Origin of the sequence: Faecalicatena sp. Marseille-Q4148 (assembly GCA_018228665.1) — a bacterium.
GTDB lineage: Bacteria > Bacillota > Clostridia > Lachnospirales > Lachnospiraceae > UBA9414.
On record CP073692.1, the window covers coordinates 2400400 to 2414674 of the forward strand.

12 protein-coding genes are annotated in these 14275 nt (G+C 38.7%); 10 read left to right on the forward strand and 2 right to left on the reverse strand.

Annotated features, from left to right (window positions below; translation table 11 throughout):
• Positions 1 to 29: 29 nt before the first annotated feature.
• Complete coding sequence (locus KFE17_11475; GenBank protein ID QUO31472.1) at positions 30 to 596, forward strand: sigma-70 family RNA polymerase sigma factor; 567 nt, start codon at positions 30 to 32, stop codon at positions 594 to 596.
• 122 nt (positions 597 to 718) lie between these two features.
• Here KFE17_11475 and KFE17_11480 read toward each other — a convergent pair whose 3' ends face one another.
• The gene (locus tag KFE17_11480; protein QUO31473.1) at positions 719 to 1783 is read right to left on the reverse strand and encodes an undecaprenyldiphospho-muramoylpentapeptide beta-N-acetylglucosaminyltransferase; all 1065 of its coding nucleotides are present in this window, start codon (positions 1781 to 1783) and stop codon (positions 719 to 721) included.
• A gap of 85 nt (positions 1784 to 1868) precedes the next feature.
• Here KFE17_11480 and KFE17_11485 point away from each other — a divergent pair, with 85 nt between their 5' ends.
• Together KFE17_11485 and KFE17_11490 are read left to right on the forward strand one after the other, a co-directional pair.
• Positions 1869 to 2780 carry a DUF4367 domain-containing protein gene (locus KFE17_11485; GenBank protein QUO31474.1) on the forward strand — a complete coding sequence of 304 codons (912 nt, stop codon included), beginning with the start codon at positions 1869 to 1871 and terminating at the stop codon, positions 2778 to 2780.
• Between the two features lie 55 nt (positions 2781 to 2835).
• A complete protein-coding gene (locus KFE17_11490; protein ID QUO31475.1) occupies positions 2836 to 3276 on the forward strand; it encodes a hypothetical protein in 441 nt (146 codons plus the stop codon).
• A gap of 463 nt (positions 3277 to 3739) precedes the next feature.
• Here KFE17_11490 and KFE17_11495 read toward each other — a convergent pair whose 3' ends face one another.
• Positions 3740 to 3994 carry a TIGR03905 family TSCPD domain-containing protein gene (locus KFE17_11495; GenBank protein QUO33700.1) on the reverse strand — a complete coding sequence of 85 codons (255 nt, stop codon included), beginning with the start codon at positions 3992 to 3994 and terminating at the stop codon, positions 3740 to 3742.
• A gap of 215 nt (positions 3995 to 4209) precedes the next feature.
• On the opposite strand from KFE17_11495, the gene KFE17_11500 reads away from it, so the two are divergent.
• From KFE17_11500 to KFE17_11530, 7 genes are all read left to right on the forward strand, one after another.
• Positions 4210 to 4905 (forward strand): 5'-methylthioadenosine/adenosylhomocysteine nucleosidase, encoded by a 696-nt coding sequence (locus KFE17_11500; GenBank protein ID QUO31476.1) that lies wholly within the window; start codon positions 4210 to 4212, stop codon positions 4903 to 4905.
• A gap of 151 nt (positions 4906 to 5056) precedes the next feature.
• Positions 5057 to 5896: a hypothetical protein gene (locus tag KFE17_11505; protein ID QUO31477.1), complete on the forward strand. Its 840-nt coding sequence runs from the start codon at positions 5057 to 5059 to the stop codon at positions 5894 to 5896.
• Positions 5897 to 6036: 140 nt separating this feature from the next.
• Positions 6037 to 7383: a glucose-6-phosphate isomerase gene (locus tag KFE17_11510; protein ID QUO31478.1), complete on the forward strand. Its 1347-nt coding sequence runs from the start codon at positions 6037 to 6039 to the stop codon at positions 7381 to 7383.
• 65 nt (positions 7384 to 7448) lie between these two features.
• Complete coding sequence (locus tag KFE17_11515; GenBank protein ID QUO31479.1) at positions 7449 to 8540, forward strand: helix-turn-helix domain-containing protein; 1092 nt, start codon at positions 7449 to 7451, stop codon at positions 8538 to 8540.
• A 96-nt stretch (positions 8541 to 8636) separates the two neighbouring features.
• Complete coding sequence (locus KFE17_11520; protein QUO31480.1) at positions 8637 to 10928, forward strand: hydratase; 2292 nt, start codon at positions 8637 to 8639, stop codon at positions 10926 to 10928.
• Positions 10929 to 11017: 89 nt separating this feature from the next.
• Positions 11018 to 11533 (forward strand): RNA polymerase sigma factor, encoded by a 516-nt coding sequence (locus KFE17_11525; GenBank protein ID QUO31481.1) that lies wholly within the window; start codon positions 11018 to 11020, stop codon positions 11531 to 11533.
• A 14-nt stretch (positions 11534 to 11547) separates the two neighbouring features.
• Positions 11548 to 13518, forward strand: a complete 1971-nt coding sequence (locus KFE17_11530) for a beta-propeller domain-containing protein (GenBank protein ID QUO31482.1) — start codon at positions 11548 to 11550, stop codon at positions 13516 to 13518.
• Positions 13519 to 14275 lie beyond the last annotated feature (757 nt).

A 14275-nucleotide genomic window follows, 5' to 3' on the forward strand; every position in this document is an offset into this window, starting at 1 on the left:
CTGAGAATGAGATCCATAGGGATGAGGGTATGAATAAACAAGAATTACAAAATGAATTTTGGAATAAAATTTATGATGATTATGCTAAAGTGATTTTAAATATAGCCGCTGATATTTTGAAAGATGAACATCTGGCACAAGATGTCGTGCAGGAAGTCATGTATAAATATTATGTTTATCTTCGTGAAAATGATGTTGAATTTGAAAAAAGCTGGTTGATTAAAGTAACAAAAAATGTCTCCTTTAACTTAGTGAAGAAGCTGAAACATGAATTGGACTATATAGATTTTGATCAGCTCCAGATAGAGGAGGATGAAATGATAAACGGATATTCAAGTACAGAAGATGCATATATCCGTCAGTTTTGTCAAAGGGAAGCGGAAGAATTATGCAATCAGATTTTTGAAGAGGCAAAGCATGAACATAAGAACGCATACGAAGCGCTTAAGGCTTTGTATCAGAAGAAGGAAACACGAAAAGAAACTGCACATCGGCTTCATATGTCAGAGAATGCGCTTTATACAATGATGTCAAGAACCAAGGCAAAGCTAAAAAAGCAATATGGCAGTAAATACACAGAGATCACAAAGATATAAAACGAACTGTTGCAAAAAGATTTTAAATACAAGGCAAGTGTCGGAAAGCTCCGAAGAAATTGTCTGTAGATAAGTTCTATTTTGCAACAGTCCCATAAAGAATGAAATAGTTTTTTGAAGAACTATTTTGCAGCCTGTTCAATCAAATGAATGATTGTATCAATGGAATCCTGCTGAGAAGATTTTCTCATTGCACTGATATAGGACTCCCGATTGTCATATAGCTTGTGAATAGTATCCAGAAGAGAGGTATTTGTTAAATTCTCTTCTTCCAGTACAAGGCTGAAGCCTTGCCGTTCGAAGGAACGGGCATTCAAAATCTGGTCTCCGCGGCTTGCATTTGCAGAAAGCGGAATTAAAAGGGTAGGTTTATGCAATGCCAGAAGTTCACAGATTGCATTGGCACCGGCGCGGGAAATAACAATATCTGCAAGCGCAAACAAATCTTTGAGTTCTTCCTTAATGTATTCAAACTGGACATATCCAGGAAGATTTTTTAAAGAATCATCAATTTTTCCTTTTCCGCAAAGATGCACAACATGAAAATCTTTTAAAAGTTCCGGAAGGACGGCGCGGACTGCATTGTTGACTGCAACAGAGCCGAGGCTTCCTCCGATAATAAGAATCACAGGTTTATCCGCAGTCAGATGACAAAAATCAAGGGCTGCGATTTTATTTCCGTGAAGAAGTTCCTGACGGATCGGGGAACCGGTCAGAACTGCTTTTTCTTTCGGGAGGTGTTCAAGGGTCTCCGGAAAATTGCAGCATACTTTCGTTGCGGAAGGAATAGAAAGTTTGTTAGCGAGACCCGGTGTCATATCAGATTCATGAATAATTGTAGGAACGTGTCTTCGCTTTCCAGCCATAACAACAGGAACAGATACGAATCCTCCTTTAGAGAATATGACATCTGGTTTTAGTGTTTTAATTAATTTATTAGCTTCGCTGAATCCTTTTAATACGCGGAATGGATCAGAAAAATTCTTCATGCTGAAGTAGCGGCGAAGCTTTCCGGAAGAAATTCCGTGATAAGGTATTCCGAATTGTTCGATTAGTTCTTTTTCGATTCCATTGTAGGAACCGATGTAATGGATATCGTAATTGAGTTCCTTCAAACGAGGAAGCAGGGCAATATTCGGTGTAACATGTCCGGCAGTACCACCGCCGGTTAATATGATGCGTTTCATAAAGTTCCCCTCCTAATATTTTCTACGATTATCTTAACAGATTTAAAAAAAAGTGCAAGATAATCAGAAAGAAAGAGGCTGATGTATGGATGAAAAGAAAGAATTATGCAATAAATCAAGTGAGAATAGAATAAAAAATCCTTCCGAACATTCTGAACAGACAGGGATGTCTAATCATTCTGTGCTGAACCCGACACCGGAAATGAAAGAACGGCTGGAAAAGCGAATTGAGGAATATGAAAAACAGAGAGAACTTCAGGAACAGCTTTATGCGCAGTTATCCGAAGAAGACAGAGAAGCGTTGAAGCTTGGAAAAGAACTCCAAAGGCAGCGAAAGATAGAGGCTTCCTCAAAAGAATCTCAGCGAAAGAAAAACAGATGTACCAAATCTGGCAGTTGGAAGAAAAATATTGTATCAGCGGCTGCGGGAATCGGAATTGTAATAGCAGTGACCTCTGGCTTTACTATTGCCAGTGTCGGAGGACCAAAACAGGCGTTGAAAATTGCGCGGGAGATGTTTGGAGAGAGAAATCGTATTACAATTAATGGTGTAACAGAAGAGGAAAAAAAAGAGTCTGGAATGGATAGCATGGATGCAGAAGAGCAGGCATATCAGCAGATTAAAGATGAATTGGGATTTGATCCGGTAAGACTGGGATATCTGCCGGAGGGGATGGTGTTTGAGGAGAGTGTGTTAGATGAAACATCACAAGATGCCTATTTATATTATAGAACAGGAGATAAAACAGTTTCTTATTTTATAAAAAAACATTATACAGAAGGTAAACTTTCGGCAGATATTGAAGATGAGATGATATCTCAATTTTATATTCCAACCAATGAAATTAACATAAAGATTTCAGAGTATGTAATAAAAGGCGGGATAGAAAAAAAGTATATGGCAGAATTTGTGTATAATGATACATGGTACTGCGTGGCAGGGCAGATTGAGAAAAAAGAAATGGAAAAAATAATAAAAAATTTAATTTTTTTATAAAAATGTGTAAGGTTTTTGTAAATGGATTGTCTAATATATAAAGGAGGCAATCAAAATGAAAAAAAGAATACTTCAATTTATGGCTTTGATGTTAACTGTTAGTAGCATGGGATCAATTCCAGTGATAGCATCAGCGAATGAGAATACACAAAAAGAAACGTATTCTGAAGGATATACGGAACAAGTTCCGTATGGTGTCTATTTGCAGATGGGAACTTCCAGTATTAACAAAACAGGAACTGGAAAAATTTATGCCAAAGGTGTTACTATTGCGGAAATGAATGTACCGAAAATTTCTGTCGGAGTTCGAGTAGAGCGTTTAATAGGAAATGCCTGGGTACAGCAGGATTATTTTTCCGCGTCAAAAACGAACACCTACACAGTAACAGCTAGTAAAACATTAACAGTACCAATCGGATATTTTTATAGAGTAAAGAGCATCCATACAGCACATACTGACAGTAGCAGTTCCTGGACGGAAGGTCTGTACATTTAATTAATTGCTAATTCAGTAACTATCAACAAGATTATTTATCACACATCAATTAAGTTATTCAAGTAACCCGTCAACAATATGATTTTTGCAACAAGGGGCTCTGCCCGCCGCTTTCATAACATACAATACCAAATACCAAAAAACAATAATATGTAAACAACAAACCATACAGCTCTTAATGAGCAAAGATGAAAGCGGCGGGCAAAGCCCCTAAAAAATCATTTCTTTTCTTCTATAGATCAGCTTTAGTATAGCATTTCGGTAAAAGAATCACAAGAAATAAAGAAACAGTTTCCATACTTTGCGGAACTTTTAAATGCAGTAAAAGTATATAAAAGGTTTCGTGTCTGATAATAAAAAACACCTCTCCGAAACAATTAGATTTGTAACGGACAGGTATCTTTTCATAAAATATATACAAATATATGCACATCTATAAGACATGTCTTGTTTGTCAATTTGTTTACTTATTATCTTGTTGTTCTAATGCAAGTTTTAAAGCTGTAGCAAGCTGATCCGGACAGGAAGTTGATTTTGTTCCGCAGCGAATTCCTTCTAAACGGGAAATTGCTTCATGTACATTCATTCCCTGAATAAGAGATGCAACGCCTACTGTATTTCCCGGGCATCCGCCAACAAATTTAACTGACTTAATGATATCATCTTCGATTTCAAAAAGAATCTGCCGTGAGCAGACACCTTTTGGTGTGTACTCCATAATATGTTCCATGATAAAATCCTCCATTATTTACTGATTTATTTGCTAGGATATTATATCAAAGACATTTTAGGATTGCTACAATTATGTGAAATTTCTATAAATGTCTGCAATAATTGAGATTGTCTTTATACGGATATTATTGCTTGTAAAAGACTTAGAGAGTCTGTATAATAGCAGTAATTATGAGATAGATAAAAAGGAGATTCTAAGTTATGATAGGAATTATTGGAGCAATGCAGGATGAAGTAGAGACTCTGATCTCTGATATGAATGTAGAAGAAAAAACAGAATATGCATCTATGATTTTCCATAAGGGAAATCTATGTGGTCAGAATGTTGTAATTGTGAAGAGCGGCATTGGAAAAGTAAATGCTGCAATTTGTGCACAGGTTTTAGTAGATAAATTTCATGTGGATAAGCTGATTAATACAGGTATTGCAGGTTCATTAGATGCAGCAATTGATATCGGCGATATTGTTATTTCCACGGATATGGTTCAGCATGATGTGGATGCATCAACTTTTGGAGATCCGGTAGGACAGGTGCCAAACATGGATGTATTTTCCTTTCCAGCAGATAAAGAGCTTATAGAAAAAGCAGTCGAAGCGAATACAGAGGCAAATCCGGATATCCATACATATACTGGACGGATTGTCAGTGGAGATCAGTTTATATCTGATAATGCAGTCAAAGAAAGACTTGTGTCACTCTTTGGGGCGAAGTGTACAGAGATGGAAGGAGCTGCGATTGGACATGCGGCATACTTGAATAAAGTTTCGTGTGTCATAATTCGTGCAATTTCGGATAAAGCCGACAATAGTGCAGAAGTAGATTATCCGGAGTTTGAAGCGAAGGCAATTATCCATTCTGTAAGGCTTGTGAAATGTCTTCTGAAAAAACTCGGCTAGGATAAAGAGTATCATTTGATAAGATGCGACAGAAATCAGTTGGCGGAATGTAGAAATGTGGCGAACGATTTGGACTCCCTTTCCTTCTTTTTTGCGATATAATGTGTGCACAGTGAAACACAGAGAAGAAAAGAAGGAGGGAACAATTACAATGTTAAGAACAATGGTAGATTATAATGTAATGTTCTATGTAATGGGAGTTGTGGCTGCAATAGGCGTTTGCAGTAAACTGGTTTCTCAATTTGCACTGAAGAGACTTGTGCGTGCATCTGGAAACATGAATAAGAGTACACATAAGCTGATGAAACTAATGAGAGCAAAATACGAACATGCCTGTATGGTCAGTGACAAGGTACAGAATGTTGGGGCGTTTGTAGACAAGTACGTTTTTGAATATCGAATTTTAGGGCTTCGTCTGCATACATGGCAGCAGATGCAAAAGCAGACAATGTGGATGAGTGCATTGCTCGGTGCGCTCGGTGCGTGGATGCATTATTATGTGTATGGCATGGGAGAAGCAATTTATCGATATGCAGGAAGCGGTGCAGTGCTGATGATGCTTTTGTTTCTTTTGCATATTACAACTGATGAGAAATATCTGTTAAAATCTTCTAAAACATATATGATAGATTATCTGGAAAATGTTTGTGCACATCGATATGAGAAGCTATATCAAAAAGAGACAGCGCTGAGATCTTCTTGTGAGCGGGAGCAACTTGTGAGTGAAGAAATACAGAAGAATGGAGAAATCTTTCTTTGCGAGCCCATGGCAGATACAAAAGAAGAGAGCAGCAAAGAGGAGATATCTCCGGAGGCAGTACAGATACAGGAAGCACTTGCAAAAACAACTGCAGAAATGAATTTACAGATGGAAACATCGGACAGAGTTCTGACAGAAGAGAAGGAGCGGATCGAAGCAGAGGCTGATGCAGTACCGAGAGAGGCAATGATTCGGGAGATTTTGGAAGAATTTTTAGCGCAGCGTACATAAATTCAGATGTCTGCCTTGCGAAACGAATAAGGGTTTGCTAAAATATATCACAGTAAGGGTTTTTACAACTTCTTACTGTGATATTGTATTTCTTCAGAGGATAGGATATCCGGATCAGAGATAAAAAGGAGTGTAGATCTATGGCAAAAGTAACATTTGATTATGCAAAAGCGAATACATTTATCGGCGAACATGAAGTAGATAGTATGAAAGCATTAGCAGAGGAGGCAAAGAAACTGCTTCTGTCAAGAGAGGGAGCGGGCAATGATTTTCTTGGATGGATTGACCTGCCGGTTGATTATGATAAAGAGGAATTTGCAAGAATTCAGGCAGCAGCTGAGAAGATCAAACAGGATTCAGAAGTGCTGGTTGTCATTGGAATTGGCGGTTCTTATCTTGGTGCACGAGCTGCTATTGAATTTTTGAGACACAATTTTTATAATATGGTTTCAAAAGAGATTCGCAAGACACCGGAGATTTATTTTGTAGGTAATAGTATTAGCAGTACATATATCAAACATTTAATCGATGTAATCGGAGATCGTGATTTCTCTGTGAATATTATTTCCAAATCAGGAACAACAACAGAGCCGGCGATTGCATTCCGTATTTTTAAAGAGATGTTAGAGAAGAAGTATGGAAAGGCAGAAGCTTCAAAAAGAATTTATGCGACAACGGATAAAGCGCGTGGAGCATTGAAAGGGCTTGCAACAGAGGAAGGATACGAAAGCTTTGTTGTACCGGATGATGTCGGAGGACGTTTTTCTGTGCTGACAGCAGTAGGGCTGCTTCCGATCGCGGTTAGTGGAGCTGATATTGAGAAATTAATGGAAGGAGCCGCATCAGGAAGAGAACTTGCGTTGGAAAAACCATTTGAAGAAAATGATGCGCTGAAATATGCAGCAATCCGCAATATTTTACACCGCAAAGGAAAGTCAGTAGAAGTTTTGGCGAATTATGAACCGAGTCTTCATTATGTAAGTGAATGGTGGAAACAGCTCTATGGAGAAAGCGAAGGAAAAGATCAGAAAGGTATTTTCCCGGCAGCAGTGGATCTGACAACAGACCTTCATTCTATGGGACAGTTTATTCAGGATGGTTCCCGTATTATGTTTGAGACCGTTGTGAATGTGGAGAAATCACAGGAAGAGTTGTATATTCAGGAAGAAAAAGAAGATTTAGACGGATTGAATTATCTGGCAGGAAAGAGCATTGATTTTGTCAATAAGAGTGCAATGAATGGTACAATTCTTGCGCATACAGACGGATCCGTTCCAAATCTTATGGTAAATGTTCCGGAACAAAATGAATTTTATCTTGGACAGCTTTTCTATTTCTTTGAATTTGCATGTGGTGTCAGCGGATATATTTCAGGTGTGAATCCATTTAATCAGCCGGGCGTAGAGAGCTATAAGAAAAATATGTTTGCGCTTCTTGGAAAACCTGGATTTGAAAAAGAACGCGAAGAGTTATTAAAGAGACTTTAATATACAATAGAAAATGGGAGACGGAGCGATAAGCTCCGTCTTTCGTGTACGGAGGAAGGAAATCATTGTTATCAAATCAAGTATTGCATAAAATTATTAAAGATATTGAAAGAATTTCAGGTGCACAGTGTTCTGTCTGGAATATGGAGGGAAAATGCATTGCGGGGGTTGAAAATACAACAGCTGTAATGAACCGGGAAGTACAGGAAGTTATTGAAGATGTTGCATGGCTGACAATGAAGTCAGTAAATAAAAACGTTTATTTCGTTGTATCGGACGAAGGGATTCCGGTACAGATTTTGGCTTTGAAAGAGTATACGGGAGATTGTCAGTTAGTAGGAGAGATGGCGGTAAGTCAGCTTGAAAATCTGCAGCAGGCATACAAGGAACATTTGGATAAGAACAGATTTATTCAAAATCTGCTTTTAGATAATCTTCTGCTTGCGGATATTTACAATCAGGCAAAGCGGCTTCATGTAGAGAGTGATACAAAAAGAGCGGTCTTTTTAATTGAACCAAAGACATCAGATGATGCAATGGTCATGGAAATGCTTCGGGGAATCTATGCCGGAGATACGAAAGATTTCGTGACAGCAGTCAGCGAAGGAAGTATGATTTTGATTAAGGCGCTTGAAGAATCAGAAGGATATGAGGCTCTTTTGAAAATTGCAAAGACGATTGTAGATATGATGGAAACAGAAGCGATGGTAAATGTGCGTGTTGCATATGGTACTATTGTGAATGAATTGAAAGATGTTTCTAAGTCATACAAAGAAGCAGGAATGGCGCTGGATGTTGGAAGGATTTTCTATGCAGAGAGAAGTGTTCTTGCCTATAATGAGCTTGGAATTGGACGCTTGATCTATCAGCTTCCGGTATCGCTTTGTGAAATGTATCTTCAGGAAGTATTTGAAGGTAAATGTGTAGATCAGTTTGATGAAGAAACGATCGCAGCAGTCAATAAGTTTTTTGAAAATAATCTAAATATTTCAGAGACAGCAAGACAGTTATATCTGCACCGAAATACTCTAGTATATCGATTGGAAAAAATACAGAAAATGACAGGGCTTGACGTAAGGACGTTTGATGATGCGCTGACATTTAAGATTGCGATGATGGTTTCTGAGCATTTGAAATTCTTAAAACAGAGAGAATAATAAGCTGTGTGCGACAACAAGAATGACTTGTCTTTGATAATTTGCTGTGCTAAAATGAAAAGAATCAGAAAATAGATAAGACAGGAGGTTGTTTGCATGGTCAATTCATATAAAAACGGTGTATATTTAGTAAATGGAACAGAGTTACTTGAAGACAGACCGGATATCGAAGCGGTATTAAAACAACGAACAGGAAAATCTGTATCACAGAGCGAGGCGGAAAAAGAAACAATTGCTTATCAGATTTTGGAAGCACACAATCTGTCCGGGAATATGGAACGTCTCCAGATTCGGTTTGATAAACTGACATCTCATGATATTACTTTTGTCGGAATTATCCAGACAGCGAGAGCATCCGGACTTGAGCGTTTTCCAATGCCGTATGTGTTGACAAATTGTCATAACAGTCTCTGTGCGGTAGGCGGTACCATTAACGAAGATGATCATATGTTTGGACTGACATGTGCGAAGAAATACGGTGGTGTCTACGTGCCGCCGCATCAGGCGGTTATTCATCAGTTTGCCAGAGAGATGCTCGCAGGAGGCGGGAAAATGATTCTCGGCTCGGACAGCCATACGAGATACGGAGCACTCGGTACGATGGCGATGGGAGAAGGCGGGCCGGAGCTTGTAAAACAGCTTTTAAATAAAACATATGATATCAAACGCCCGGAAGTGATTGCTGTATATCTGGATGGTGAGCCGATCAAAGGTGTTGGTCCACAGGATGTTGCGTTAGCAATTATTGGAGCGACATTTAAAAATGGTTATGTCAATAATAAAGTAATGGAGTTTGTCGGCCCTGGGGTGGAAAAGCTGAGCGCAGATTTCCGAATCGGAATAGATGTTATGACAACGGAGACAACTTGTCTGTCTTCTATTTGGAAAACAGATGATGTTATCCGGGAATTTTATGACATTCATGGAAGAACGGAAGACTATCGGCAGTTGGAACCTGGGAAAATTGCTTACTATAACGGAGCTGTCTATGTAGATCTTGGAAGTATCCGACCGATGATTGCAATGCCGTTCCATCCAAGCAATACATATACGATTGAAGAGCTGAATCGAAATCTGGACGATATTCTCCATGAAGTAGAGAAAAATGCGCTTGTGAGCCTTGAAGGGGCAGTAGAGTATTCGCTTCAGGATAAAATCCGCAATGGAAAACTATATGTGGAGCAGGGAATTATTGCGGGATGTGCCGGAGGCGGTTTTGAGAATATTTGTGCAGCGGCAGATATTGTCCGCGGCAGAAATATCGGCTGTGATGAATTTACATTTAGTGTGTATCCTGCAAGCATGCCAATTTATATGGAATTAGTTAAAAATGGTGCGGCGGCAGAATTGATGGCAGCAGGAGCTGTATTAAAAACAGCATTTTGCGGTCCTTGTTTCGGAGCGGGAGATACCCCTGCCAATGGTGCATTCAGTGTTCGTCATTCTACAAGAAATTTCCCGAATCGGGAGGGATCTAAACTTCAGAATGGTCAGATAGCTTCAGTTGCACTTATGGATGCAAGATCTATTGCAGCAACTGCCGCAAATCAGGGCTATTTGACACCGGCAACAGATTTTGATATAGAATACAGACAGCGCAAATACTATTTTGATAAAACAATTTATGCAAACAGAGTATTTGACAGTCATGGAAAAGCAGATCCATCTGTGGAGATTAAATTCGGACCTAATATTAAAGACTGGCCGGAAATGTCGGAGCTTCCGGAGAATCTTCTGTTAAAAGTAGTATCTGAGATACATGATCCGGTTACAACAACAGATGAGTTGATTCCATCCGGAGAGACGTCTTCTTATCGTTCAAATCCGCTTGGACTGGCAGAATTTGCTCTGTCCAGAAAAGATCCGGAATATGTTGGACGCGCAAAAACAGTGCAGGCAGCGCAAAAAGCGATTGAAGCAGGAAGCTGTCCGTTGGAAGTATTAGAAGAATTAAAGCCGGTAATGGCTAAGGTTAAGGAAAAATTTCCGGAGGCAGGAGAGGGAAATCTTGGAATTGGAAGTACAATTTTTGCGGTAAAACCGGGAGATGGATCAGCCCGTGAGCAGGCGGCTTCCTGCCAGAAGGTGCTTGGAGGATGGGCGAATATTGCAAATGAATACGCAACAAAGCGCTATCGGTCCAATCTGATCAACTGGGGAATGCTTCCATTCCTTACAGAAGAAAAAGATACTGCGCTATCATTCCGGAACGGAGATTATATTTATGTGCCGGAAATCCGCAGAGCTATTGAAGAAAAAGAAGTATCGGTAAAAGCTTATGTGGTTGGTACAGAACTGAAAGAAATTCAGCTGGCACTGGGAGATCTGACAGATAATGAACGAGAGATTATCCGAAAGGGATGCCTGATTAATTATTACCGCGGATAAATAAAATATAAAAATTTTAATATTTTGTGCAACATTGTCCCCTTTTTGTTACTCTATATGTATGACAGAGTAATGAAAGGGGGATTTTTATGTATGAAACTGATCAAGAGACGAATCTATTTCTTGTTAAGCGAGCAAAGAAAGGCAGTACAGAGGCTTTTGCAGAATTATATGAGCAGATTTATATAGATTTATACCGGTTTGCGCTGTATACAATGGGACATAAGCAGGATGCGGAAGATGCGGTGAGTGAAACGGTAATTGCGGCATATGAGAATCTTCCGCAATTAAGAAATGAGAAGGCATTTCATGCATGGATTTTTAAGATTCTTGTGAATATTTGTAATAAAAAATTGCGTCAGAAGGTAGAAAGACCGATTGAAGAGCGGCCGGAAGAGTCAGAGCATCCGGATTATGCACAGGCATATGATGTGAAGAATGCATTTCAGGAGTTATCAGAGGAAGAGAGAGAGATTGTGGGGTTAACTGTATTTGGAGGATATACGAGTTTGGAACTTGGACAAATGCTTGGAATTAATTCTAACACAGTACGCTCTAAGAGAAGTCGGGCGCTTGACAAGCTTTCCAAGAAGCTGAAGTTTTAAAGGAGGTTTGAAGTATGGATAATAACGAGAAGAAGATTGTAGAGAATTTGGATTATATGACACAGGATACAGAAGTACCGGAATCTCTTAAGCCTGAGAATGTTGAAAAGATGCTGCGGGATCATCAATTGGAACAAAAGAAATCAAAGAAAGCATTTCATTGGAAACAAGCATATACAAGGGCAGCGGCAGCGGCTGTATTTCTGGCAGTGATCGGAGCAGCGGCATCGGCGCTGAAAGTAGATCGGACAGCGGGGCTTGTGTCAGATTATGTTCCGGGGCTTGACAGTGGAAGAAGAGAATCCAAGACGTCTATTTTATGCGCGGAGAATTATGATAAAGTCTATAACTATATTCAGGCGAATGCAGAACAAATGGAAAAAGTAAATGAATCTTTTGCGTATGATACGAGCCTTTATTCTGGTGCGCGGAGAGAGGATGGGATAGCAATTGCCGAGAATACAGACGCAGCACCGAAAGGTCAGGGATATTCTGATACGAATGTAAGGACAGAAGGGATTGCTGAAGGCGACATTGTAAAGACGGACGGAGAATTTCTGTATATTCTGAAAGATACACTGGCACAGATCAATATTGTTGATATTCGTGAGGAAGAGATGAAATCAGTAGCAACGATTGATCTTGAGAAAGGGATGCAGGGAGCAGAACTTTATGTACAGGGAAAACAGCTGATCGTGCTTGGAGTCATACAGGAAGAAGCAGAGGATTCTGTTTATCAGGAAAAGACATGTGTTTTGACTTATGATATTCAGGATCGGGAAAATATAAAAGAGATCGGACGCGTCACACAGTCCGGAAGTTATGACAGCTCGCGAATTTCTGACGGATATTTATATGTGTTCAGTAATTTCTATGCATCAGCGGATTGCAAGAAAAATGAGCCGGAGTTATATGTTCCGGAAGTAGAGGAAAAACTTATTGAACCAAATAAAATCTTGCTGCCGTTGGAAGAGAGCGGGAATATGTATTATGTTGCATCCTCAATTAATCTGGAAGAACCGAATAATATTGTAGACAGCAAGGGGATTTTCCATAATGGAGGAATGACATATGTAAGTTCAGATCATATTTATCTTTGTGAGACGTCTCGGGACGAAGAAGGAGCAATTTCCACATGTATTAGAAAGATTTCTTATGAAGATGGAAAGCTTGACGGTAAGGCAGCTGCTAATGTGGACGGAAGATTAGAAGATTCGTTTTCAATTGACGAATATAACGGATATCTTCGCATGGTTGTAATGAAAGATGATCAGGTAAGTCGTGTAGAACCGCTTCTTCGTGAATTGGAAGAAGAGAAAGAGGTAGAAGCAGAAGAAAGTAATGCGCTTTATGTGTTGGATCAGAATTTGAAGATCGTTGGAAGTATTGAAGGAATTGCTCCGGGAGAGAGAATTTATTCAGCAAGATTTATGGAGGATACGGCGTATTTCGTAACGTTTAAGGAAGTAGATCCGTTATTTTCGGCAGATTTATCCGATCCAATGAATCCGAAACTGATTGGAAGTCTAAAGATTCCTGGATTTTCAGAGTATCTGCATCCGTATGGAGAAGGATTATTACTTGGTATCGGAATGGATGTGGATGAATCCGGTGTCACAACAAATGGAGTGAAGATTTCTATGTTCGATATTTCAGATCCGACAGATGTGAAAGAAGTCCATAAGACAGTTCTGGAAAATGTGCATGGAAGCGCTGCACTTTATGACTATAAAGCGGTACTCATTGATGAGGAGAAGAACATGATTGGATTCCCGGCATATGGTGAGAATGAAAAATACTATGTATTTAACTATCATCCGGAAGCCGGATTTGAAAAAGCTATGGAGGAAGAGATCAACAATACATCGTGGATGGATGCTAAGGGACTCTATTCGGGAGAACGTTTGTATATTGTTGGGGGAAATGTAATCGAATCTTACCAGATACCGACTTATAAAAAGGTTGACGATATACTTCTTCCATAGTGAATTAACAGAAAATAAAGATAAAATAAATAATATAACAAATAAAATTAAAAATATTTCAAAATAGTATTGACAAAATAGAAACCGGATGGTATTATAAAGTCAACCTAATCAAAGAAAACTAATTCAATAATTTCCGAAACGGAAACAATTCAATTTTCAAGTAAGAAGAATCGCTTCCGGGAACAAAATTCAAAGTTATTTCTGACGAGAAAGGAAGTAACAGGAAAGAATTTAAAAAAGAGGAAGAATGATAAATCTGAAAAGGAAATAGAATAGTTTTCAAGTAAGAAAAAGAAAAGTAGATTTGATTGGAATATAACGGAAGGAGGCTTTGACCATTGGATGTAGAGCAGACAATTCAATATGTGAGTGGTATGGTAAATACAAGTTCCTGTAGTGAAAGCCTTTACCATAGATTATAATCCAAATCAAAGTAGAATAATCAGCTAATTCGGAGAGAAATTATTGGATTAAAAAAGATTCTCAGATAAGTATTTACAAACATATTGAAAAGACAATACCACAATAAATCAAAGAATAACTTAGACGATGTGTAAAGAAACATTAACTAAGACTAGCATAAGTATATTCGCATCTTTAAAGAGGTTATAGAAATAATATCCAAGTAGGATGTCAATCAGAAACGATATAGATACAATAACGGAGAAAGATGCCTAATATATAAGTGATAGTGAAGAATATGAAAATCATAACTTTGACTTATTATTCGAATAAAATATAAAAGGTAGCAGGA